Source organism: Bacillus piscicola (genome assembly GCF_022458745.1).
Lineage (GTDB): Bacteria > Bacillota > Bacilli > Bacillales > Marinococcaceae > Alteribacillus_A > Alteribacillus_A piscicola.
The window spans coordinates 675,283-699,202 of record NZ_JAJJJF010000001.1 but is presented as its reverse complement, the minus strand read 5'-3'; the positions used below and the strand labels follow the sequence as shown (position 1 = coordinate 699,202).

The 23,920-nt window shown below is 43.1% G+C and carries 21 protein-coding genes, 1 tRNA gene and 1 other annotated feature; all 22 genes read right to left on the bottom strand.

All coding sequences use genetic code 11. From position 1 onward, the window contains the following. Position 1: 1 nt before the first annotated feature. A complete protein-coding gene (gene lonB / locus LOR49_RS03320) occupies positions 2 to 1,702 on the bottom strand; it encodes an ATP-dependent protease LonB (protein WP_240374684.1) in 1,701 nt (566 codons plus the stop codon). 126 nt (positions 1,703 to 1,828) lie between these two features. Next, positions 1,829 to 3,103: an ATP-dependent protease ATP-binding subunit ClpX gene (gene clpX, locus LOR49_RS03315; protein WP_240374683.1), complete on the bottom strand. Its 1,275-nt coding sequence runs from the start codon at positions 3,101 to 3,103 to the stop codon at positions 1,829 to 1,831. 475 nt (positions 3,104 to 3,578) lie between these two features. After that, the gene (gene tig, locus LOR49_RS03310) at positions 3,579 to 4,901 is read right to left on the bottom strand and encodes a trigger factor (protein WP_240374682.1); all 1,323 of its coding nucleotides are present in this window, start codon (positions 4,899 to 4,901) and stop codon (positions 3,579 to 3,581) included. Between the two features lie 115 nt (positions 4,902 to 5,016). Then, positions 5,017 to 6,048: a tetratricopeptide repeat protein gene (locus tag LOR49_RS03305; protein WP_240374681.1), complete on the bottom strand. Its 1,032-nt coding sequence runs from the start codon at positions 6,046 to 6,048 to the stop codon at positions 5,017 to 5,019. Positions 6,049 to 6,146: 98 nt separating this feature from the next. Then, positions 6,147 to 6,734, bottom strand: coding sequence for a 3-isopropylmalate dehydratase small subunit (gene leuD, locus LOR49_RS03300; protein WP_240374680.1), 588 nt, complete (start codon positions 6,732 to 6,734; stop codon positions 6,147 to 6,149). A gap of 38 nt (positions 6,735 to 6,772) precedes the next feature. After that, positions 6,773 to 8,191, bottom strand: a complete 1,419-nt coding sequence (gene leuC / locus LOR49_RS03295) for a 3-isopropylmalate dehydratase large subunit (RefSeq protein ID WP_240374679.1) — start codon at positions 8,189 to 8,191, stop codon at positions 6,773 to 6,775. 48 nt (positions 8,192 to 8,239) lie between these two features. Next, positions 8,240 to 9,313: a 3-isopropylmalate dehydrogenase gene (gene leuB, locus LOR49_RS03290; RefSeq protein ID WP_240374678.1), complete on the bottom strand. Its 1,074-nt coding sequence runs from the start codon at positions 9,311 to 9,313 to the stop codon at positions 8,240 to 8,242. A 128-nt stretch (positions 9,314 to 9,441) separates the two neighbouring features. Then, complete coding sequence (locus LOR49_RS03285; protein ID WP_240374677.1) at positions 9,442 to 10,989, bottom strand: 2-isopropylmalate synthase; 1,548 nt, start codon at positions 10,987 to 10,989, stop codon at positions 9,442 to 9,444. Further along, a complete protein-coding gene (ilvC, locus tag LOR49_RS03280; protein ID WP_240374676.1) occupies positions 10,976 to 11,992 on the bottom strand; it encodes a ketol-acid reductoisomerase in 1,017 nt (338 codons plus the stop codon). The genes LOR49_RS03285 and ilvC overlap by 14 nt, the downstream gene beginning before the upstream one ends. A gap of 33 nt (positions 11,993 to 12,025) precedes the next feature. Then, a complete protein-coding gene (ilvN, locus tag LOR49_RS03275) occupies positions 12,026 to 12,547 on the bottom strand; it encodes an acetolactate synthase small subunit (RefSeq protein WP_240374675.1) in 522 nt (173 codons plus the stop codon). Next, positions 12,544 to 14,271 carry an acetolactate synthase large subunit gene (gene ilvB / locus LOR49_RS03270; RefSeq protein WP_240374674.1) on the bottom strand — a complete coding sequence of 576 codons (1,728 nt, stop codon included), beginning with the start codon at positions 14,269 to 14,271 and terminating at the stop codon, positions 12,544 to 12,546. The genes ilvN and ilvB overlap by 4 nt, the downstream gene beginning before the upstream one ends. A 103-nt stretch (positions 14,272 to 14,374) precedes the next feature. Further along, positions 14,375 to 14,639: a binding site (T-box leader), on the bottom strand. Between the two features lie 68 nt (positions 14,640 to 14,707). Beyond that, a complete protein-coding gene (ilvE, locus tag LOR49_RS03265; RefSeq protein ID WP_240374673.1) occupies positions 14,708 to 15,613 on the bottom strand; it encodes a branched-chain-amino-acid transaminase in 906 nt (301 codons plus the stop codon). Between the two features lie 291 nt (positions 15,614 to 15,904). Beyond that, positions 15,905 to 15,981, bottom strand: a tRNA-Arg gene (locus tag LOR49_RS03260). An 87-nt stretch (positions 15,982 to 16,068) separates the two neighbouring features. Then, positions 16,069 to 16,590, bottom strand: coding sequence for a metallophosphoesterase (locus LOR49_RS03255; RefSeq protein ID WP_240374672.1), 522 nt, complete (start codon positions 16,588 to 16,590; stop codon positions 16,069 to 16,071). Between the two features lie 31 nt (positions 16,591 to 16,621). After that, complete coding sequence (locus LOR49_RS03250; protein WP_240374671.1) at positions 16,622 to 17,209, bottom strand: XTP/dITP diphosphatase; 588 nt, start codon at positions 17,207 to 17,209, stop codon at positions 16,622 to 16,624. A 1-nt stretch (position 17,210) separates the two neighbouring features. Beyond that, complete coding sequence (rph, locus tag LOR49_RS03245; protein ID WP_240374670.1) at positions 17,211 to 17,975, bottom strand: ribonuclease PH; 765 nt, start codon at positions 17,973 to 17,975, stop codon at positions 17,211 to 17,213. Between the two features lie 127 nt (positions 17,976 to 18,102). Beyond that, a complete protein-coding gene (locus LOR49_RS03240; protein WP_240374669.1) occupies positions 18,103 to 19,197 on the bottom strand; it encodes a GerMN domain-containing protein in 1,095 nt (364 codons plus the stop codon). An 87-nt stretch (positions 19,198 to 19,284) separates the two neighbouring features. Beyond that, positions 19,285 to 20,106: a glutamate racemase gene (gene racE / locus LOR49_RS03235; RefSeq protein ID WP_338021115.1), complete on the bottom strand. Its 822-nt coding sequence runs from the start codon at positions 20,104 to 20,106 to the stop codon at positions 19,285 to 19,287. Between the two features lie 136 nt (positions 20,107 to 20,242). Then, the gene (locus tag LOR49_RS03230) at positions 20,243 to 20,467 is read right to left on the bottom strand and encodes a helix-turn-helix domain-containing protein (protein WP_240374668.1); all 225 of its coding nucleotides are present in this window, start codon (positions 20,465 to 20,467) and stop codon (positions 20,243 to 20,245) included. A gap of 179 nt (positions 20,468 to 20,646) precedes the next feature. Then, positions 20,647 to 21,411: a succinate dehydrogenase iron-sulfur subunit gene (gene sdhB / locus LOR49_RS03225; protein ID WP_240374667.1), complete on the bottom strand. Its 765-nt coding sequence runs from the start codon at positions 21,409 to 21,411 to the stop codon at positions 20,647 to 20,649. Continuing rightward, positions 21,411 to 23,183, bottom strand: a complete 1,773-nt coding sequence (gene sdhA / locus LOR49_RS03220) for a succinate dehydrogenase flavoprotein subunit (protein WP_240374666.1) — start codon at positions 23,181 to 23,183, stop codon at positions 21,411 to 21,413. The genes sdhB and sdhA overlap by 1 nt, the downstream gene beginning before the upstream one ends. Positions 23,184 to 23,219: 36 nt before the next feature. Then, positions 23,220 to 23,831, bottom strand: a complete 612-nt coding sequence (locus LOR49_RS03215; RefSeq protein ID WP_240374665.1) for a succinate dehydrogenase cytochrome b558 subunit — start codon at positions 23,829 to 23,831, stop codon at positions 23,220 to 23,222. Positions 23,832 to 23,920: the final 89 nt, after the last annotated feature.

Genomic DNA, 23,920 nt, shown 5'->3' with positions numbered 1-23,920 from the left:
TCTAATGACTGGCATTCTCTACGTCAGAAAGCAAGGATGTCGAAAAAGCAGCATCCTTGTCAGGGATAAGGGATTCCATCTTTTCTCCTGCTTCTTGCACACAAAGAGTACCCTTCAATAGTTCTTCAATTCTTCTGATAGGATAGATTTTAGCTGTTTTATACGTATGGAAGCTTTGCTGATCATTATCCGCTGGAATATAAATATGTTTTGCTCCTGCTTTTACAGCTGCATCCACTTTTGCAGCCACTCCTCCTACCGGTTTAATATCCCCGTGGATACCGATCTCTCCCGTGACTGCCACCCCTTCTTCTATTTTTATATTCTTGATAGAAGAATAAATAGCAAGTGCACAAGCCGCACCGGCAGATGGCCCGTCTACAGGAATACCGCCCGGAAAGTTCACGTGGATATTATATTCCTTTACAGGTAAATAAAAAGACTGCAACACCGTCATCACATTTTCTAAGGAACTTTTGGCTAGGCTTTTTCTTTTAGCAGAATAAGAAGGACTGCCGTGATTTTCCTCTTCCATTATTCCAGTAACTGTTAAACTACCGACCCCTTTAGTCCGATGGGCGGCTACTTCGAGCTCAATAACAAGCCCCGTACCAGTACCTGTGACAGCAAGGCCGCTTACTATACCTACTTTTCTCTCTTTGTTTACTTGAATTTGGTGCCGAGGAGTTAATCGGCTGGCACGTATAACCCATTCCAAATCACTTTTATATATTTCTTTCCTCTTTTCTTCCGCTGCTAAACCAGCCGCTATCTGGACAATGTTCACTGCGTCTCTCCCGTTATTTGCATATTTTGCAACGAGGTTCATCGCTTCTTCCCCGATTGATATTCTACTCTTCGCAGCTGCATTTTTGGCAATCTCTTTCACTTCGATTTCATCCAAACTTCTAAAGAAGATCTCCAAACAACGTGAGCGGAGAGCTGCCGGTAATTCTTCAGGACTTCGTGTAGTAGCCCCCACTAATCGAAAATCAGCCGGCAGGCCATTTTGGAAAATATCATGGATGTGTGTAGGAATCTGTTTGTTTTCCTCACTATAATACGCGCTATCCAGGTAGACTTTACGATCCTCTAGAACCTTGAGTAATTTGTTTAATTGAATAGAGTGCAACTCACCGATTTCGTCAATAAAAAGCATACCACCATGTGCTTTTGTTACCGCTCCGTGCTTAGGCTGCGGGATCCCAGCCTGCCCCATTGCTCCTGCGCCCTGATAAATAGGATCATGAACAGAACCAATCAGTGGGTCAGCAATCCCCCGATCATCAAAGCGAGCTGTCGTACCATCCAGTTCAACAAAAGCTGCTTCCTTTTTAAAAGGAGATAGAGGGTTCTTCTTAGCCATTTCCAATACTAAACGGGCTGCTGCTGTTTTTCCGATACCTGGCGGGCCATAGATAAGTACATGTTGAGGATTCTCACCACAAAGTGCTGCCTGCAGTGCCTTTATCCCTTCACTTTGCCCTATTACTTCTTTTAATTCAGATGGGCGTACTTTTTCTGAAAGCGGCTCAGATAATGAAATACTGCGCAGGCGATTTAAATGTGCTATTTCTTTTTTAGAATCCCTCTCTACCGTTACTTTTTGTGAACGTTGGTTACGCAATAAGTTCCAGAAATACATTCCAATGACTATTCCAAAAAAGACTTGGACCATTAACGCAATCATTGTGAAATTCAAGAGATATTCCCCCTCTTCCGTCTATCCGTATCATAATTAGTATGGATATTACGGAATAAATTCATACAGGGAGAATAAAGCAAAAAAACCGTTTGGCTTATTCTGAAGCTCAAACGGTAAAATGAATTAGGCACTTTCTTTTGGTTTGTCTTGTTTTAACTTAACCTCTTTACCTTCTTTTGTCTTTAAGATAGGAGACGCACCGTCCGTCACACATTCAGCTGTTATCTCACATGTGACAATCTCTTCTTTTGAAGGAAGATCGTACATAACGTCAAGCATGATGCTTTCAATAATGGAACGCAGGCCGCGTGCACCCGTCTTACGTTCAATCGCTTTGTGAGCTATTTCTTTAAGAGCATCTTCAGTAAATTCAAGCTCGACTTCATCAATTTCAAGTAATTTTTGATATTGTTTAACGAGCGCATTTTTCGGCTTCGTTAAAATTTCAATTAGAGCCTCTTCATCAAGTTGCGATAGACTGGAAATGACAGGAAGACGTCCAATGAATTCAGGGATTAACCCATAACGAAGCAAGTCTTCCGGTAAAATTTTACTCATGTATTCATCTTTTTCCAAATCTGACTTCTCGGAGTCGGCACCAAAACCAATTACTTTCTTACCTAGACGTTCTTTAACAATTTGATCAACTCCGTCAAACGCGCCACCGCAAATAAACAAGACGTTACTTGTATCTATCTGAATAAATTCTTGGTGCGGATGCTTGCGGCCGCCTTGAGGAGGGACGCTTGCCGTTGTGCCTTCTAATATTTTTAATAGTGCTTGTTGGACACCTTCTCCGGATACATCACGAGTGATCGAAGGGTTTTCTGATTTTCTAGCCACTTTGTCAATTTCGTCAATATAAATAATTCCTTTTTCTGCCTTTTCTACATCATAATCCGCAGCCTGAATTAATTTCAGTAAAATATTCTCTACATCCTCACCAACATAACCAGCTTCAGTAAGAGAAGTAGCATCAGCGATGGCAAAAGGCACATTCAAAATACGTGCTAACGTCTGAGCTAATAACGTTTTCCCGCTCCCGGTCGGCCCGATTAAGCAGATGTTACTCTTAGCAAGTTCCACATCCTCCGGTTTGCTGGATGAGTTTATTCGTTTGTAATGATTGTAAACAGCAACTGCCAAAGATTTTTTAGCCCGATCCTGCCCAATCACATAGTCATCTAGAATTTCGTTTATTTCATGAGGCTTTGGAATATCCTCAAATTCCATTTCCTCTTCTGTTCCTAGTTCCTCTTCCACAATTTCCGTGCAAAGTTCAATACATTCATCACATATATAAACGCCAGGCCCTGCTACTAATTTACGAACCTGATCTTGTGTTTTTCCGCAAAAAGAACACTTTAATTGTCCTTTTTCTTCATTGAATTTAAACATAACCTTCACCCCTTACTTATATATTGTACACGAACCGCTCATCTTCAGTACAACAAAACACATTTCTTCCTTCTCCTTTTCCCTGTCCTCTTTTAGACTTCTTTAACCAGCAGTGGTTTGCATTGTACCATACTTTCCCGAGAGACTAAAACAATATGGCTATGTATACGTTCACTCCTCTATGTTAAACACTTTACAATCGAACTCCTATTTACTATACCCATTTTTATTATGATATAAAATACGTATTCCTTTTTTATAAATATTGTTTTCGTATGGTTCATATACAATGCTCCATCTGGAAGGAATATATAGTAATGTTTCGATAAAATCAAATAAATCCCTTTAAAATTATAAGATTTCCGCTGTGTACAATCCGTACATATATGTTAGTGAAAATAAATCAGAACCCCAAAGACCTTGTCTTTTAAGGGTTCTGATTTATTTTTGGATTAGTGAATAAGGAGCTCTGTCTTTATTCTGCCGCTTCCGTGTCCTCTTGTTTCTCTACTGTTTTACTCTGCTCCACAAGAAAGTCAATCGCTTTTTGAATGCGCAGATCACCTTTCAATGCGTCGGTGCCTCCTTGCATGGAGAGTAAAGTACGTATTTCTTCCTTGTCCCGTTGATAAGCTTCAGCCATTTTTTCAAGCTCATTTTCCGCATCTTCATCCGTTGCTTCAATGTTTTCTGCTTCTGCAATAGCTTCTAGCGTAAGATTCATTCTAACTCGCTTTTCAGCTTCAGGCTTAAATTGTTCTTTCATTCCATCTTCATCAGTACCAGCCATTTGGTAATACATATCGAGCGTCATACCTTGGGCCTGCAAACGCTGGTCAAACTCCTGCACCATTCGCTCAGCTTCATTTGTAATCATCACTGCCGGAATGTCAATTTCAGCATTTTCCGCAGCCTTCTCTACTACGGTATCACGTTCATGGTGTTCCTTAGCATGTTCTTTCTCTTCCTTCAATCTATCTTCCTGTTGTTTACGAAGCTGTTCTAGTGTTTCCGCATCTTCGTCTACGTCTTTTGCAAATTCATCATCTAACTCAGGAATTTCTTTACGCTTAATATCATGAACCTTCACTTTGAACACGGCTTCTTTGCCTGCTAGCTCCTCTGAATGATAATCTTCAGGAAAAGTTAGAGTAACTTCTTTCTCTTCGCCGGCTTTTGCTCCTATTAATTGTTCTTCAAAACCAGGAATAAACTGCCCGGAGCCAATTTCGAGTGAATAGTTCTCTGCTTTTCCACCTTCAAACGCTTCTTCGTTGACAAAACCTTCAAAGTCTAATACAACTGTATCGCCTTCTTGGGCCTCACCATCCTCAACAACGACAAGCTCTGCATGTCTTTCTTGAAGATTTTCAAGTTGCTCATCCACTTCTTCTTCTGAAACGGTAGTATCAAATTTTTCGACTTCAAGACCAGTATATTCTCCAAGCTTCACTTCTGGCTTCACTGTCACAGTCGCTTTAAAAACTAAGTTTTTACCTTTTTCAATTTCTTCTATATCGATTTCCGGACGATCCACCGGTTCAATTCCTGCCTCGTCTACTGCAGAAGCATATGCTTCAGGAAGAACGATATCAACCGCATCTTGATAAAGCGCTTCTACACCAAAACGTTGTTCGAAAATTTTTCGAGGAATTTTCCCTTTCCGAAAACCAGGAACATTCACTTGCTTACGTACTTTTTTAAATGCTTGGTCGAGCGCAGTATCGAATTTTTCAGAATCTACTTCTACCGTTAAGATGCCTTCGTTACCTTCTTGTTTTTCCCAATTGGCACTCATGTATATTTCCCTCCATGATTCATAGGTTATAGCCGTTTTCACAACCATTACATTATAACATATCACTTACCCATTTCAATAAAAAAAGCGGAAGCATCTATTCTTTCGAATCATCTTATATGTCGAACATTTTAATCTTTATTCTAGCAAATTTCTGCCAGACATCAAAAATACACGCTTCCTCCGCGTTGTAGTCCTTGGCTATCTGAGCAAAATTCATACTTTTGTCATTGCTTCCTGCCTGCTCCGCTGCTTCGTAATGCATAACGGCGGCTAGGGCCTCCATCTCCAAAGATGGCGGAAAAGGGTAATAATATAAATATAGCTGTTTCATAAGATGGAGAGCATTTTTTAAAAGTATCGGATTCTCCTGCTCCAACTTACTCTCTAAGAGTTGCGCTGGTTGTATGTATGAATTACTTTCCTCAATGACAGGTAGTGATACAGGTGAAAATTCTCCTTTTCGGCTGAGCTTATTTACCCAAACTTGCTTCTCAATCTGCCAGTCTTTTAATAATAATAGTAAAAAACTTTGCATAAGAGGAGAAAACTCTGGGTCAGCCAGTAAACTTTCTATTGCTGGAAGCACGCTTTCTGGCTTTTGGTTTCGCAGTTCCCTAAGAGCAGATAGTCTTTGTTCGGTTGTACCATTCTGCAGCTGCTTCTTCCAATTAGTACTGTGAAGTACGGCCGCTTTCTTCTCGTCTGGCATAAAAGCTTCCATCTCAGCGTGTGACATATATTGAGACAACTCAAGCAATTCATAAAGCTTTTCAGCCATATGAGAAGGAAACTGGTCTTCCTCCAGTACAGCCTCCAGCACGGTCGTCACCCTTTCGTATTCTTCAAGCTGCGCAAGGATGGAAACGTACACCTGAAGCACTTCAAAATAGTCACCGCGTGCTTCGTTAAGCATTCTTTCAGCCCAATCTTTACCTTCGTACAAGCGTCCGCTGTCTGCATAGGCTAGCAACAGCCCATAAGAAGCTTCATCGTGTATCGGGTCGTGAAATAAAGCTTCGCGAAATGAATAATAAGCAGCTTTATTGTCCCCGTATTTTAACTGCTTCATTCCTAATTTAACTAGCTGCTGGGCTGACCCGGGAAAAGGAATAATCTTATCTTCCTTTTTGTTTTCGCTCATCATCCTCTGTCCCCCTTTTTACGGAACAATGATTGGAAGAGCATGAAACGTGCTTAAAAAAGTTAGAAAAAGACGACCTAGTTACAGGTCGTCTTCCTGTCTCAGACGCTTAACTTCTTTTCATAATCAGAAATCTTATCCTCATACTGTAAAGTGAGGCTGATCTCATCCCACCCGTTCAAAAGCATCTGCTTCCAGTATGAATCAATTTCAAAGCCGGCTTCAAACCCATCATTGTCAGTGATCTTTTGAGTTTCCAGGTCTACCGTTAATTCATATACCTTATCTTTCCCTTTTTCCATCAAAGTATAAACCTGTTTTTCTTCTAACTTGATAGGAAGAATCCCATTTTTGAAGCAATTATTATAGAAAATGTCAGCATAACTAGGTGCGATAACTACTCGGAACCCATAATCTTGAAGAGCCCAAGGAGCGTGTTCTCTTGACGATCCGCATCCAAAGTTGTGATCAGATATTAAAACTGTAGCATCTTTAGCAGATTCTTGATTTAGCTCGAAATCTGGATTGTCACTGCCGTCTGCAAGAAAACGCCAGTCAAAGAAGAGAAATTGTCCAAATCCGCTTCTTTCTACTCGCTTTAGAAATTGCTTCGGAATGATTTGATCCGTGTCTACGTTTACACGGGGCAGAACCGCCGTGTTTCCAACATGTTTTACTAAAGGTTCCAAAATTCCACCCTCTTTTTCTACTTCATATTAGGAAGCTTTTATTTACTAACTGATGGTTCTTCCAAGGTCCGTACGTCAACAAACTTACCTGCCACGGCTGCTGCTGCCGCCATCGCCGGGCTCACCAAGTGTGTGCGTGCTCCCTTACCTTGACGACCCTCAAAGTTACGATTTGACGTGGAGGCACAGCGCTCTCCTTCAGGTACAAAGTCAGGGTTCATGCTCAAACACATGCTGCATCCAGACTCGCGCCAATCAAAACCTGCCTCTTTAAAAATGTTGTCAAGTCCTTCTTTTTCAGCGGCAATTTTGACTTTTTGTGAGCCAGGGACTACCATCGCCCGGACACCTTCTGCTACTTTTCTGCCTTTAGCCACGGCTGCTGCTGCCCGAAGGTCACTGAGACGAGAGTTCGTACAAGAGCCGATAAATACATGTTCGACAGAAATATCCGTCATTTTAGTGCCTGGTGTTAGGTCCATATATTCCAATGATTGTTTAATAGCTTTTCGATCTGCTTCATTCTTTGCGTCATCTGGTGAAGGTACTGTACCGTGAATTCCTACACCTTGAGAAGGATTCGTTCCCCAAGTCACCATTGGTTCAATATCATCACTGTCAATTTCTACCACCGCATCATAAACAGCGCCTTCATCCGTCGCGAGTGCTTTCCACTCAGCTACTGCTTCCTCAAACGCTTCTCCTTGAGGAACTTTTTCGCGACCTTCTAAATAATCAAACGTCACTTGATCCGGGCTGATCAAGCCAGCTCTGGCACCAGCTTCGATGGACATGTTACAAATAGTCATTCGCTCTTCCATCGTTAAGCCGCGAATTGCTTCGCCTGTATATTCCAATACGTATCCTGTTCCGAAATCAACACCATGTTTGGCAATAATTGCTAGAATAATATCTTTAGCGGTCACTCCTGGAGCAAGGCGTCCATTCACCTTCACTTCCATTGTTTTTGGTGTTGACTGCCACAGCGATTGGGTAGCAAGCACATGTTCTACCTCACTTGTGCCGATTCCAAAAGCCAATGCTCCAAACGCACCGTGAGTGGATGTGTGGCTGTCTCCACAAACGATCGTTTTACCAGGCTGGGTCAAACCAAGCTCCGGCCCAATCACATGGACGATCCCGTTATCCGGACTGTCAAGATCAGCAATCTCAATACCAAATTCCTTACAGTTTTTCGATAAAGTCTCCATTTGCGTTTTTGCAATGGCATCCTTAATATTTGTTCTATCATCTGTTGGCACGTTGTGATCCATCGTAGCAAAGGTCAGCTCCGGCTTGCGGACCGCTCTTCCTGAGAGACGTAATCCTTCAAACGCTTGCGGAGATGTCACTTCATGGACCATGTGCAAATCAATATAGATAAGATCCGGTTTGCCTTCTTCGCTCAAAATCGTATGGTTATCCCAAATTTTCTCAATAATTGTTTTAGGTTGCATTAACCTTCCCCTCGCTTTATAACAAGCTAAACTAACGTTTTCTTGAATTTATTTGATAGCCTCAATTACCTTTGCCGTCATTTCCTCAGTGGATAGAGAAGTGTCTCCTGCTTGAGCAATATCCGCTGTCCGGTAGCCTGCGTTCAGGACTTCGGAAATAGCTGTATCGATAGCAGCAGCTTCTTCATGCAAATGAAAAGAATATTTCAACATCATAGCAGCCGAAGCAATGGCGGCAAGCGGGTTTGCCTTACCCTGTCCCTCTATATCTGGTGCAGATCCGTGTACCGGTTCATACAATCCTGGGGCTTCACTGCCAATACTTGCAGAAGGCAGCATTCCCAGTGATCCAGTCAGCATAGAAGCTGCGTCACTTAAAATATCACCAAAAGTGTTTTCAGTTGCGATAACATCGAATTGTTTTGGATTACGGATCAATTGCATAGCTGCATTGTCTACCAGCATATGGTCAACTTCAACTTCTGGATAGTCACTCTTCATCTCTTCAACTGTTTCTCTCCATAAGCGGCTCGTCTCCAAAACATTCGCCTTATCAACTGACGTAAGCTTTTTACGTCTTACTTTCGCCATCTCGAACGCCTGGCGAACAATTCTTTCAATTTCTGATTTTTTGTACGAAAGGGTATCGATGGCTCCTTCTTCTCCGTCTATTTGACGTCGCTCTTTTGGTTCACCGAAATACAATCCACCGGTTAACTCCCGTACAATTAGCAGGTCAACACCGTCCACAACTTCTTTTTTAAGCGTGGATGCCTCTGTCAAACTTTCATGGCCTGTCACGGGACGAAGATTAGCAAACAATTTCAATGCTTTACGAATTCCAAGGAGTCCTTGTTCGGGACGCACACCACCAGGAAGGTTGTCCCACTTCGGCCCCCCTACAGCACCTAGCAAGACGCCGTCGCTTGCCAAACAGGTGTCAATCGTTTCCTGTGGAAGCGGATCATTATTCTTATCAATAGACGTACCACCGATGTCTCCATATTGAAATTCAAATTGATGACCATAAAGTTCAGCTATTTTATCAAGTACAATTGTTGCAGATTTAACTACTTCCATCCCGATTCCATCACCAGGAAGTACGGCAATCTTTTTTTCCATAATCATTCTCTCCCCTGCGCGTCAAGCAAAGCGACAGCAAGTTCCAGCGTTGGGAGAAAAGCACCACATCCCGGTGCTGCCTCCCATCCCTGGAAGCTGCTGTGAATAATCTATTTATTATCGCCTAACTAAACATGAATTTTTTCAATATTTTTACGCGGCCATTTTTTTTGATTTAATACTCGGTTTACGGCATTGATATAGGCCCTTGCCGAAGCTTCCAGTACATCATTTGCCGTACCGCGTCCCGATGCTTCATCCCCAGCGTATTCAACATGTACATACACTTCTGCCAACGAGTCGCGTCCGCCGGTTGTAGATTGAATACGATAATCTGTCAATTTAGCTTCGCCGCCAATGATTCGTTCAATCGTGTTGTATATTGCTTCTACACTTCCTGAACCAGTGGCTGCTTCCTGAATGATCTTTTCTTCAGGATTTGTCATCGTTATTGTAGCAGTTGGGATATTGTTTGTTCCATAGTTCACTTGTAACGTCTGCAGCTCATAGTGTTTGACCATCTCGCCCGCTTTTTCTTCCGTCATAAGCGCGAAAATGTCATCATCGGTGATTTCTTTCTTTTTATCTGCAAGCTTTTTAAACTCTTTAAATACCCGATTTAATTCTTCTTCTGTCGCATTATAGCCAAGTTCTTTAATCTTTTCCTTGAATGCATGGCGTCCAGAGAGCTTACCGAGTACCATACGGTTGGAGCTTACGCCAACGAGGTCCGGTGTAATGATCTCATACGTAGTCGTTTCTTTTAGAACGCCGTCTTGGTGGATGCCTGATTCATGAGCAAAGGCATTATCACCAATCACCGCTTTGTTGTTAGGTACTATCATTCCTGTTAGTTTACTAACAAGACTGCTCGTACGCTTAATTTCACTCAGCGTAAACCCTGTTTCAGCTTGGTAATGGTCATTCCGAATTTTAAGAGCTACTGCTACTTCTTCTAACGCTGCATTTCCAGCACGCTCTCCAATCCCGTTAATCGTGCCTTCTACTTGGCCTGCCCCAGCTTCAATTGCCGCCAAGGAATTGGCAGTTGCCATTCCTAAGTCGTCATGGCAATGTGTGGAAAGGATAGCCTTATCGATGTTTGGCACATGTTCCTGCACATACGTGAATAAGTGGCGGATCTCTTCCTGCGTAATGTAACCGACCGTATCAGGGAGGTTGATCACTTCCGCACCTGCGTCAATAACCTTTTCAATAATCCGCACTAAAAAATCGAGATCGGAGCGGCATGCGTCTTCAGCTGACCATTGAACATGAGGAAACTTCTTAGCTGCATACTTAACCGACTCAACGGCATTCTCCACTACTTCATCTGGACTCATGCGGAGCTTGTGCTTCATATGGATAGGCGAGGTTGCTATAAATACATGGAGCCTCGGTTCTGCACCACCCTTTAACGCCTCCCAGGCAGCATCAATTTCTTTTTGAACAGACCGGGAGAGCCCTGTAACTGAGCTTCCCCTCACTGTTTCAGCAATCGTTTTAACGGCCTGGAAATCCCCCTCAGAGGCAGCCGGAAAGCCGGCTTCGATAATATCTACACCGAGTCGTTCAAGCTGTGTAGCGATTTGAAGTTTTTCTTCAAAATTCAGGTTTACGCCGGGAGTCTGCTCCCCATCGCGCAACGTGGTGTCAAAGACATTAATTTTTCGCACCGCTCACCACCCCTTTTGATTTGACAAATGGCATCATTTCACGCAGCTCACGACCCACCTTTTCAATGAGATGATTGCTTTCACGTTTGTTAATTGCGTTAAATTCTGGACGGTTAGCCTGGTTTTCTAGGATCCAACCTTTTGCAAAACGACCTGTTTGAATGTCTTCGAGGATCTCCCGCATCGCATTCTTTGTATCTTCTGTTACAACTCGTGGACCGGCAGTGAAATCACCCCACTGGGCAGTATCAGATACAGAGTAGCGCATACCTGCCAAACCATCTTCATACATTAAGTCAACAATCAATTTCATCTCGTGGAGACATTCAAAATACGCAACTTCTGGCTGGTATCCAGCTTCAACAAGCGTTTCAAATCCTGCTTTGATAAGAGCGGAGATTCCACCGCAAAGTACAGCTTGCTCACCAAACAAATCTGTTTCTGTCTCTTCTTCAAAAGTTGTTTCCAAAATGCCAGCACGTCCTGCTCCAATTTGCTTAGCATACGCTAAAGCAATTTCTTTAGCAGATCCTGTTGCATCTTGGTAAACACCCATCAATGCCGGCACCCCTGCACCGTCTGCAAATACGCGGCGAACGATGTGGCCTGGACCTTTTGGAGCTACCATAAACACATCGATATTTGCCGGAGGCACAATTTGGCTGAAGTGAATATTAAAGCCGTGTGCAAAAGCAAGTGTCTTTCCTTCTGTCAGTTCAGGCTCAATTTCATTTTTGTAAATCGTTACCTGGTGCTCATCTGGAGCTAAGATCATAATGATGTCAGCTTTTGCTGCTGCTTCTCTTACAGACAGAACTTCAAAACCGTCTTCTTCTGCTTGCTCCCAAGATTTCCCTTTACGAAGTCCTACAACCACTTCATTGCCGCTGTCTCTCAAGTTCTGAGCATGCGCGTGTCCTTGTGACCCATAACCTACAATTGCTACTGTTTTTCCTTGAATAATTCCTTCATTTACATCCCCATTGTAAAATACATTTGCCATAATCAATTCTCTCCTTTAGTGTGTAATAAAATTTTAGTTGATAATAGAGTACTTCGGACCATCAAAGACACTTTTCTTCGTACCGCGCTTAAATGCAGTGATACCAGTACGGGCCAGTTCTTTGATGCCATAGGGTTTCACAAGATCGATAAGTGCTTCGACTTTTTGTTGATCCCCTGTTACCTGAAGCGTGATGCTCTCCCTGCCGACATCCACAATGGATGCACGGAAGGGTTCTACCAATGCGGATATTTCTCCGCGATTTTGCGGGGCTGCTACAATCTTAATAAGAGCAAGCTCCCTGGCAACGATCGCTTCATCGGTAATATCGCGCACCTTCAAAACATCGACTTGTTTGTACAGCTGCTTAATGACCTGGTCCAGTCCCCTCTCATCATCAACATTAATGACGAAGGTCATTCTTGAAATTGCTGGATTTTCCGTCATGCCAACTGTAATACTTTCAATGTTGAAATGACGGCGTGCAAAGAGGCCGGTAATCCGGTTCATAACACCAGAGGTATTATTTACAGTTGCGATAATTGTACGCTTCATGGCTTGATTCCCTCCATTTCATGATGGCCTTTCCCGGGAGCAATCATGGGATATACATTTTCATCCTTTGTTACTCGACAATCCATTAACACAGGTCCATCATATTCGAGTGCTTCTTTTAACGCTGTCTGCATTTCTTTTGGATCGTCAACTTTCCACCCTTTAATGTTATATGCTTCAGCCATTTTGATAAAATCCGGCTGGATCGGGAATAAGGAATTGGAATACCTTTCATCATAAAACAGCTCCTGCCATTGGCGTACCATGCCAAGTGCGGCGTTGTTCACGAGAATGATTTTAACCGGCAAGTTCAACTCTTGCAAAATGGACATCTCTTGAGCAGTCATCTGAAATCCTGCATCGCCGAGAACTGCTACCACTTGTTTCTCCGGTTCTGCAAATTGGGCACCAATAGCGGAAGGGAATCCAAAGCCCATAGTACCAAGTCCTCCGGACGTAACCCAGCGGTTCGGCTGGTCAAATTTATAAAATTGCGCCGCCCACATTTGATGTTGGCCAACATCAGTCGTCACAATAGCGTCTCCATTGGTTTCTTCATAAATCATTTCAATTAAACGCTGTGGCTTTAATGATTCACCGTCCTCTTTGTACCAAAGCGGAAATTCACTTTTCCAATCAGCAATCTGCTGTTTCCACTTATCACAATGTGACGGGGTACCGTTTTCAGCAATTAACATTGAAAGTGCCTCTTTGGCATCCCCTACTACAGGTATAGCAGTTTCAATATTTTTTCCGATCTCTGCCGGATCAATGTCGATGTGGGCCACTTTAGCATTTGGTGCAAAATGTTGAAGAGCACCAGTTACACGGTCATCAAAGCGAGCGCCGATACTGATTAACAGGTCTGCCTCATGTAATGCCATGTTTGCCGTATACGTTCCATGCATTCCAGCCATACCGAGAGACAACGGATGTGTCCCAGGGAATGACCCAAGTCCAAGCAGCGTATTCGCAACCGGAATTTGTTGCTGCTCAATATACTCAAGAAACTCTGCTGAGCCGCCTGCATGGAGAACACCGGCCCCTGCCAACACTACAGGTTTTTTTGCATTGGTCACAGCATCTGCCAATTTTTTGATTTGTAATTTATTCGGTACGATGGTTGGCTGATAACCAGGCAGATCTAACGGCTGATCATAGTTGAAAAAACCGCTTGCCGTCGAGACGTCCTTTGGTAAATCAATGAGTACCGGTCCCGGTCGGCCGGTTGTCGCAATGTGGAATGCCTCTTTGATAATACGTGGAAGTTCATCTACCTCCCGAACCTGGTAATTATGCTTCGTAATCGGCATTGTCACCCCAATGATGTCAGCTTCCTGGAATGCGTCCGTTCCGATAACTGTGGTAGCTACCTGCCCAGTAATTACTACAAGCGGCAGCGAATCAATCATCGCATCCGCAATCCCGGTGATGACGTTAGTCGCCCCCGGCCCGGAAGTCACTACACAAACACCTGGTTTACCCGAAATGCGGGCGTATCCTTCTGCGGCATGAATAGCACCTTGTTCATGACGGGCAAGGATATGACGGATCCCTGTTCGATATATTTCATCATAGGTAGGAAGGATAGCACCTCCCGGGTAACCAAAGATGACATCCACATTTTCCCTGGCAAGCGCTTGAATGAGCATGCTTGACCCTGTCATTTCTTGGTTTCCTGTATACAATTCGCGCCCATCTACTTCTTTAATTTTTGGACTCATCTTTGTTCCTCCTTCACTATAGTAACGCTTAAAATCAATTACATCTTACATCTGCACATAACAAAAAAGTCTTCCCACCCTAGTCGGCCGCTGTTAAACTGACCGAAGGGGCGAAAAGACTACTTTTCACGGTACCACCCTTCTTCACGGCTTGTTAAGCCGCCTCCGCGACGGAGCGCAATGCTCTGTCTAGTTTTTGATAACGGGTGAAGATGTACTTTCCACCCGGCTTTTGCTACTTATACAAAGATGTTCACAAAAGCACTCGGAGGTGAGTTCACTTCTGCTGGTCACACCGCTTCTCAGCTGTCTGCGGCTCTCTGTAGAAACCTTCTTCAAAAGTTACTTATCCTCGTCAACGTATTTATATGATAACAAATTTTGCTGTATCTTTCACGAATTATCTGCTTTTATTCAAAATAATGTGGTTTTACCGTTAGTTTACTTCTAAATTAGCTTGATATGCGTCAATGGAAACTCCATCTTCCACAACTTTATGGCGAAAGACTTTAAGAAGCTCCTTTGTTTTCTCTCCCGGTTTCCCATCCCCGATTGGACGTCCGTCTACTTTAATCACTGCTATCACCTCTGCGGCAGTTCCTGTCAAAAAGACTTCATCCGCCGTGTAGACATCATGACGTGTAAAAGGTTCTTCTTTCAGTTCATAGCCGAGAGCTTCGGCGATCTCAATAATCGCCTGTCGTGTGATGCCTTCAAGTGCTCCGATATAACCGGGCGGGGTGTAAAATGTTCCCGACCGAAGGATAAATATATTATCTGCAGATCCCTCCGCTACATATCCTTCATTATTAAGCATTAAGGCTTCACTTACGCCGGCCTGACGAGCTTCCAGCTTCACTAATATATTATTAAGATAATTAAGCGACTTTACTTTCGGGCTTAATACATCAGAGCGGTTCCGTCGAGTTGGAACCGTGACAATTTCCAATCCGTTTTCATAAAATTCTTCTGGATAAATTGCCAATTCCTCTGCTATTACGATAACCTGCGGTGTTGAACAAGAAGCGGGGTCAAGACCAAGATTGCCAATGCCGCGTGATACGACGATACGGATGTAGGCATTACGGAGCTCATTTCTCTTAATCGTCTCTACAATAATATCAGCCAGTTCGTTTATTGTATACGGTATATTCAACATAATCGATTTCGCTGAGTTAAAGAGACGAATGAGATGCTCTGATAATTTAAAAACGTTCCCATCGTATGCACGGATGCCTTCAAACACACCATCACCGTATAAGAAGCCATGATCATATACAGAAATCTTAGCATCTTCTTTCCTTACGAATTCACCATTTAAATAGATCCATTGCTCCCCCACTGCTGATCACTCCTGATGTTCTTCCAAGTATTAAAAACTTCATGTTTATTTCATCTATTTGAGGTTAATAATACGCCGAAAGACTACTATGGTCAACCATTTTTCTAAAAATAATAACAGGTTCTATGATACGCCCATCTATGTATACGTTTACATGTTATCTATAAAGGGAATAGAATATTTTTAAAAAATTCACTGATGATCCCGATGTATGTAAACGAAACCTAGTGTTGCAAAATAACCCAATAAAAAACCCTTGCAGTCGTTACAAGGGAATGATTGTTATTCGTATGGCGTCCCAGGAGAGATTCGAACTCCCGACCGACGGCTTAGAAGGCCGTTGCTCTATCCTACTGAGCTACTGGGACTCATTTTTATCCGAGCTACGTAATCAGCGACATTATTCATAATATCTCATTCATCTGAACAAGTCAACTATTAATATCTAAAATTGATCAATTAGATAACCAAATTTCAGAATGGAGTTCAGGAACCTCTTCCCCATCTGGTTTGTAAAAGTGCACTTCTGCATGCCTGCCCTTTAGTCGGTATTCTACCATCGCGTAGGTTTTTTCTTGCCGGCCTCTTGGCTGAACTAAACTTCCTGGATTGATATATAAGACACCGTTTTCCTGAAAGGCAGCTGCGACATGACTGTGACCAAAGCAAACAAGATCTGCTTCTTTTTCTTCTGCTCGGTATGATAGTGGCACGTATGACATTTTCACATTATAGTGGTGACCGTGAGTAACATAGATACGTACCCCTTTTACCGTTTCCAGACGATCTTCCGCAAATGAACCCGGCAGGTCACAATTCCCTTGTACAACATACGCCTTTTCTAAGATGGGCGATGAGGAGGATAATTCAGAGTCACCGCAATGAATAACAGCGTCTACCTCATCAAGACAGCTGTTGATTACTTCTTTTACGTGTTGTTCATCACCGTGACTATCGCTAATAATTAAACACTTCATTGAAAATTTCCTCCTCATCCGCGCATATTATTCACTGAAAAATGCTGTCCCATTTCTGTGTTAATTGTTCCAATGCATGGTAGCGGTGGCTGAGCCTGTTTTTTTGATCAGAGGGAAGTTCCGCCATCGTCGCTTTTTGGCTTGGTATATAAAAAATGGGGTCGTAGCCAAAACCATTATCACCGCTGGGATACAAAGCTATTCTACCCTCGCAAGTACCCTTGAAAAGGTGTGTGTGATCACGAACAGCTACAGCTATGACACAGACGAACCGTGCTGTTCTTTTTTCAATAGGTACACCTTCCAATTCCCATAACACTTTTTCTATATTCGCTTGATCATTTTTAGCAGGGCCCGCATAGCGCGCTGAATATATTCCTGGTTTACCATGAAGTGCGTCTATTTCAAGTCCGGAATCATCTGCTATCGCCGTACAGTTCCAAGCATCATGGACAGCTTGTGCTTTTAAAATGGCGTTTTCGGCAAATGTCTGTCCCGTTTCCTCTATATCTTGAAAAGGCAGGTCAAGAAGTGACTGCACGGTAAGACCGCTTCCTAACATCTCTTTAAATTCTTTAACTTTGCCATTATTCTTCGTGGCTATCATTACTTTTTCCATATTACCTTTCCTTACCTGAAATCTGTTTATCAATTTCAGCAGCAGTTTCTCCTAACACTTCCCGTTGTATACGAAACAGCTCTTTCAAGCCTTGTTCGCTAGAATCAAGAAGCTGGTTAAGCTGTTCACGTGAAAAGGCGGCTTCTTCACCAGTTCCTTGTAACTCAACAAATTCACCGCTCCCGGTCATCACAACATTCATGTCGACAGCAGCTGCTGCATCTTCTTTATAGCACAAGTCTAGCAATACACGTTTGTCCGGGTCAATGCCTACGGAAATAGCAGCCAAATAATCGGTTATGGGAAGTGTAGGTATTTTTCTTTCATCCCTATGATTTTTAAGCGCTTCGGCCACAGCCACAAACGCTCCCGTAATAGAAGCAGTTCTAGTTCCTCCATCAGCCTGAATCACATCACAATCCACCCAGATTGTCCGTTCACCGATTTTTGACAAATCAACTACCGCGCGCAAAGAACGGCCGATAAGACGCTGTATTTCCATCGTACGCCCGCTTAACTTGCCTTTAGCTGCTTCTCGGATATTTCGTTGTTCTGTTGCTCGCGGGAGCATCGAGTACTCGGCGGCAATCCAACCTTTTCCTTTTCCTCTCATGAAAGGTGGGACACGGTCTTCGATGCTAGCTGTACAAATTACTTTCGTCTCTCCCACTGTAATTAATACAGAGCCTTCCGGATGTTTTAAAAAACCCGCATCTATTACCACTGATCGTATTTCATTTTCTTTTCTGCCATCGATTCGTGTCATTTCTGTCTTCCTCCCTAATTTCAAGAAAAAATCAACGTTTTGTCTATTTGCTTACGCATAAAAAGAGGCAGCATTGCCGCCTCTTTAGTCTTTCGATTATAGCAGAATAATCCACAAAATGCTAAGATCACTCCGGATTGACAGATGCAGGGCGTACTAGCGGTTTATCAATAGGATTCCCAGACACTTCTAATGCGTCTTCCAAGCCATTCACACTCAGACTTACATTTTCGACCCCGCTTACTTCCGTTGCTGTAAGTGTAACAGCATGTACGACATCTTCTGCTACAGCTGTGCCTTCTTTTTCAGTTAAAATTGCCTCATTAAAAACTAACGAAGCCGTTTCATCTTTAATGGACGCGGCATCGTGCAGGGCAGCGCCCTCTCGGAATACTCCGTGTAGCGGACTATCTGCTGCAGGCCCTTTTATTAACTCCTCTACCGCAGCATCCAATGGTTCTTTCTCTTTTTCATTATTTACTCTTCGTGTAACAGGGACAAAATACGTATCATTTTCTGTCTGAGATAAGAAATATACGGTGACACTATCACTATTCGTCATATCTGATACATTGCCACTTTCTAGATTAATCCCATTCGCTCTACTATACGCTTTACCTATAGGAGTATTGTTTGCCGGCATTGTCTCCTGTTCATACCCATTAATTTGGATTTCTACCTCATTTACGTTTTCAAACTGTGTTAAAGTCCAGGTAACAGCTTCCAGAATAGCCTGTTCATGCTTCGGATCGTAATCCCTGAACTCTGGTGAAAAGTCGGCAATTGCTGTGCCCTCTTCTGTTAAATGAACGTCTATTTCAGTTCCGGGTGGTAAAACAGCTTGAAAACCATTTGGAAGCATCTGTGTCAAAGGACCATCTGCAACAAGATATTCAAGTGACTGCTTCAAGACTGCCTTGTCTTTTGGTAGTGAAAATGTATGCGGCACTACTAAACCATCTTCGTTAATCAAATATAACTCTCTTTCCACCGTATTTTCAGCTGCCTTTTCATCAGCTTCTCCGGCATCGTTTCCTTTTTCTTTATTTTCCTGTTGACTATCACCCTCACCATCCAACGGTTCCCACTCTACCTCACTTATCCCTTCTTCTGGAGGTGCATCCATTTTTTCGGATGCATCCTCACCGCTAAATCCGCATCCTTGCAGAAGAAAGAGTATCATTAGGAAAGCCGCTGCTCCTATTAAGCTATTTTTTTTCATCGATCCATTCCCTCCCAGAGCAGTTTGTACTACTATTTATACGAGCTGTGGGCAAAAATAGACCTCCATTCTATTTAATCTGCAAAATCACTCCATTGAAAAACTTGCCGTGTTTCCGAGCGACAGCTTTGAAATTTCCGTGACTGCTCCTTCCATCCAACGATTTGCAATCGCAGCAAAACGCTTAGTTGAGCCTGTCGTGTAGAAGGTGTGCCGTGGTGTTCTGATTCCTGTACATAACAGTTCCTTATAATTTAAAATCGTGCTAACTTCTCTTGCTGTTTCCTCTCCGGAAGAAATTAATGATATGTGATCTCCTACTACCGATTGAATGACATCATGAAGAAGAGGGTAATGAGTACACCCTAAAATTAATGTGTCAAAAGAAACTCCAAAAAGAGGGTCAAGCGATTTTTTAACAATCTTATATGTTTCCTCCCTGTTGTATGTCCCCTGCTCGACCAGTGGAACAAAGGCAGGACAGGCGAGGCTTTCGACTTTCACTTTTTCATTTATCATTTCTAATGCTTTGACATATGCACCACTAGTGACAGTCCCTTCCGTTCCAATAACCGCGATGTGGTTCCGTGTTGTTACTTTTAACGCCGCAATAGCCCCAGGCTGAACCACTCCTACTACTGGGATGGATAACGCCTCTCTTACTTCCTCTAAAACTACAGCAGTCGCCGTATTACATGCGATAACAAGCATTTTAATGTTTTCATCCAGCAGCCGTTCAATCATCTCCCATGTGAATGCTCTAACTTCTTGTGAAGGGCGGGATCCATACGGACAGCGCGCAGTATCCCCGATGTATATCATTTCTTCTTTTGGCAATTGGCGTGCAATTTCCTTTGCAACAGTTAACCCGCCAACTCCTGAATCAATAATTCCAATTGGTCGTTTCACAATCAGTCCCTCAATTTCCTTTTAAAATTATTAAATATCTTTCTCATTCTCCCCTTTTTTTTGATGTATTGCAAGAGGCATAGAAATTGGAAAAAAACTGCCGTCTGAGGATCAGTCACGGCAGTTACAAAAGTAATTATATTGTTATTTCCCCCATCCTGATTAACTCGATAACAGCTTGGGAGCGCCCCTTTACACCCAGCTTCTGCATTGTATTTGAAATATGGTTGCGGACGGTTTTTTCACTTATAAATAGCTGGGCTGCAATTTCTTTTGTTGTTTTATCTTGGACCAGCAATTCAAACACTTCCCGTTCCCGCTTAGTAAGCAGTCCCCGGGAAGTACTGTCCATATCCCTCATTGGCTTCACCCTTTCTTATTAGGCTGCTGCTCCTGCCTTACAAAGGGTCGGAGTATGGAAAGAATACAGTGCAATATTTTATGCGCATTGTATTCATCCTGTTACAGTCCAAGAAAAGGCTGGGGACAGTTAAAAAAACTGTCCCGCGGAAAATATGCGGGACAGCGTTACGGTATATATTATAGTTTGTCACTGCCAAAGAAGTTCTTAAAAGATTGTAAGGCGGTGTCGCGGTTCAACGCAGCGATAGAAGTCGTCAGTGGAATACCTTTTGGACATGATTGCACACAGTTTTGAGCATTACCACAATCAGCAAGGCCCCCATCTCCCATCAAGGTCTCTAAGCGTTCTGCTTTGTTCATCTCACCAGTTGGATGAGCATTAAACAGACGAACTTGGGAAAGTGGTGCCGGGCCAATGAAATCACTTTTGTCATTAACATTCGGACAAGCTTCCAAACATACCCCGCAAGTCATGCATTTTGATAGTTCATACGCCCACTGCCGTTTGTTCTCTGCCATCCGCGGTCCTGGCCCCAAGTCATATGTTCCGTCAATGGGAATCCAAGCCTTTACCCTTTTTAGGGAGTCAAACATTCTACTTCTATCAATGAGCAAGTCCCGCACGACCGGGAAGGTGCGCATCGGCTCAAGACGGATTGGCTGCTCAAGCTGGTCAACAAGAGCTGTACAGGATTGTCGTGCTTTCCCGTTTATCACCATGGAACAAGCACCACACACTTCTTCCAGACAGTTCATATCCCAGATAACCGGTGTCGTTTCTTTTCCTTGAGCATTAACAGGGGTACGACGAATCTCCATTAATGCTGAGATGACATTCATATTCGGACGATAGTTTAATTCAAACTCTTCTTTGTAAGGCTCGCTTTCCGGGCTGTCCTGCCGAGTAATAATAAAGCGAACTTTTTTATTGTTGTCACTCATTACTTATCAGCTCCTTGCTTGGACACTTCATGTTTCTGAGAGTAGTCACGCTTACGTGGTTTAATAAGCGAGGTGTCTACCTCTTCATATTCAAAATCCGGTCCAACTTTTGCAGGATTATACTTTGCCTTCGTCGTTTTTAGGAACTCTTCATCATTTCGTTCCGGAAACTCTGGCTTATAGTGGGCACCACGGCTTTCATTACGATTGTAAGCACCGAGTGTCATCACACGTGCAAGGTTCAGCATCCCTTTCAATTGACGAGTGAAAGAGGCTGCCTGATTGCTCCATTTTGCAGTATCAATCATATTGATGTTTTCCCAGCGTTCCATCAATTCTTGGATCTTCTCATCGGTTTTTAGCAATTTATCATTGTGACGGACAACGGTCACATTATCAGTCATCCACTCACCAAGTTCTTTATGAAGGACATAGGCATTTTCTTTTCCGTCCATTTTCATAATGTTGTCAAATCTTTCTTGTTCCACCTTTAATTCATTATCATATATGTCAGATGAAATATCTTCAGACGACTTTTCAAGGCCGTTCACATATTCTACAGCGTTTGGTCCTGCGACCATTCCACCATAAATCGCCGATACGAGAGAGTTTGCTCCGAGTCTATTGGCTCCGTGCTGGCTATAGTCACACTCGCCTGCAGCAAACAGCCCGGGAACATTTGTCATTTGATCATAATCGACCCAAAGTCCACCCATGGAATAATGTACCGCAGGGAATATTTTCATTGGCACTTTACGCGGATCGTCACCCATGAACTTTTCATAAATTTCCATAATGCCGCCAAGTTTGATGTCCAGCTCTTTTGGATCTTTGTGCGAAAGGTCCAAGTACACCATGTTTTCACCGTTGATGCCAAGCTTCTGGTTCACACACACATCGAAAATTTCGCGTGTCGCGATGTCACGTGGAACCAGGTTTCCGTACGCTGGATATTTTTCCTCAAGGAAATACCAAGGTTTTCCGTCTTTGTATGTCCATACGCGTCCACCCTCGCCACGCGCAGATTCACTCATGAGACGAAGCTTATCGTCTCCGGGAATAGCGGTCGGGTGTATTTGAATGAATTCGCCATTGGCATAGTATACACCTTGTTCATACAGTTTAGCTGCCGCATAACCTGTATTGATGACCGAGTTTGTCGATTTACCAAATACGATACCAGGTCCGCCTGTTGCCATAATCACAGCGTCACCGCGGAAACTGTCAATTTCCATGGAGCGTAAGTTTTGTGCCGTGATCCCCCGGCATCGTCCATCTTCATCCATCACCGCTGAAGTGAATTCCCATGCTTCATATTTATTAACCAGCCCGGCAACTTCGTACCGACGTACTTGTTCATCCAGTGCGTAAAGCAGCTGCTGACCGGTAGTCGCTCCTGCATAAGCAGTACGGTGATGCTGCGTGCCGCCAAAACGGCGGAAGTCTAACAGTCCTTCAGCAGTACGGTTAAACATAACGCCCATTCGATCGAGCAAATTGATAATCCCAGGTGCTGCTTCACACATTGCTTTAACAGGGGGCTGGTTAGCTAAAAAGTCTCCACCATAAATAGTGTCGTCAAAGTGAATCCAAGGAGAATCACCCTCCCCTTTTGTATTCACTGCACCATTAATACCGCCTTGGGCACAAACAGAGTGTGAACGTTTAACTGGAACAACGGAGAACAAGTCAACCTGCATACCTGCCTCTGCTGCTTTTATTGTCGACATCAAGCCGGCTAATCCGCCGCCGACTACGATAATTTTACTCATTGTAAGACCCACTCCTTAAGTATTGGCTAAGTCAAATCAGGATACAAAAGCAAATAACGCTCTCATTCCAATCACAGACAGAACAATGAAAATTGCTATGGTCACATACGTTACGATGTGTTGGGAACGAGGACTCACGGTAATACCCCAAGATACGAGGAACGACCATAACCCATTAGAAAAATGAAAGGTTGCTGAAAGCACACCTATGATATAGAAAATCATCATAAAGGGACTGCTTAAAATATCGGCCATCATGTCAAAATTAACTTCTGCACCAAGAGCAGCTTGTACGCGGGTTTCCCACACATGCCATGCAATAAAGATTACCAAAATGACCCCTGTTACACGTTGCAGAAAGAACATCTGGTTACGGAAATAACCATAGCGTTTCGTATTGTTTTTAGTTTGAAAAACAATAAAAAGACCATAAATTGCGTGGAACAAAATCGGAAGATAGATCAGAATGAATTCCAAAAAGATACGGAATGGCAAGTTTTCCATCACGACTGCAGCTGCATTAAAAGATGCTTCTCCTTTGGTTGCAAAATGGTTCACAACCAGATGCTGGGTGAGAAATAACCCCACAGGGATGACTCCTAACAAGGAATGGAGTCTACGATTCATAAATTCACGATTTTCAGCCATGCCTACTTTTCCTCCTAATAAATTTTTTCCTGTTTTCTAGAATCTTTTTTAAAAAAATTTGTTTTATGAAAACGACCTCCCTGTTTCCT

Coding starts and splice junctions, on each gene's coding strand:
- rph (WP_240374670.1), bottom strand. CDS start 17,975: ATGACACGAATCGATGGCAGAAAAGAAAATGAAATACGATCAGTGGTA.
- leuB (WP_240374678.1), bottom strand. CDS start 9,313: ATGGAAAAAAAGATTGCCGTACTTCCTGGTGATGGAATCGGGATGGAA.
- LOR49_RS03240 (WP_240374669.1), bottom strand. CDS start 19,197: ATGAAAAAAAATAGCTTAATAGGAGCAGCGGCTTTCCTAATGATACTC.
- LOR49_RS03215 (WP_240374665.1), bottom strand. CDS start 23,831: ATGGCTGAAAATCGTGAATTTATGAATCGTAGACTCCATTCCTTGTTA.
- ilvN (WP_240374675.1), bottom strand. CDS start 12,547: ATGAAGCGTACAATTATCGCAACTGTAAATAATACCTCTGGTGTTATG.
- sdhB (WP_240374667.1), bottom strand. CDS start 21,411: ATGAGTGACAACAATAAAAAAGTTCGCTTTATTATTACTCGGCAGGAC.
- sdhA (WP_240374666.1), bottom strand. CDS start 23,183: ATGAGTAAAATTATCGTAGTCGGCGGCGGATTAGCCGGCTTGATGTCG.
- LOR49_RS03250 (WP_240374671.1), bottom strand. CDS start 17,209: ATGGAAAAAGTAATGATAGCCACGAAGAATAATGGCAAAGTTAAAGAA.
- LOR49_RS03230 (WP_240374668.1), bottom strand. CDS start 20,467: ATGAGGGATATGGACAGTACTTCCCGGGGACTGCTTACTAAGCGGGAA.
- ilvB (WP_240374674.1), bottom strand. CDS start 14,271: ATGAGTCCAAAAATTAAAGAAGTAGATGGGCGCGAATTGTATACAGGA.
- ilvC (WP_240374676.1), bottom strand. CDS start 11,992: ATGGCAAATGTATTTTACAATGGGGATGTAAATGAAGGAATTATTCAA.
- LOR49_RS03255 (WP_240374672.1), bottom strand. CDS start 16,590: ATGAAGTGTTTAATTATTAGCGATAGTCACGGTGATGAACAACACGTA.
- leuC (WP_240374679.1), bottom strand. CDS start 8,191: ATGCAACCTAAAACAATTATTGAGAAAATTTGGGATAACCATACGATT.
- LOR49_RS03305 (WP_240374681.1), bottom strand. CDS start 6,048: ATGATGAGCGAAAACAAAAAGGAAGATAAGATTATTCCTTTTCCCGGG.
- clpX (WP_240374683.1), bottom strand. CDS start 3,103: ATGTTTAAATTCAATGAAGAAAAAGGACAATTAAAGTGTTCTTTTTGC.
- tig (WP_240374682.1), bottom strand. CDS start 4,901: ATGAGTGCCAATTGGGAAAAACAAGAAGGTAACGAAGGCATCTTAACG.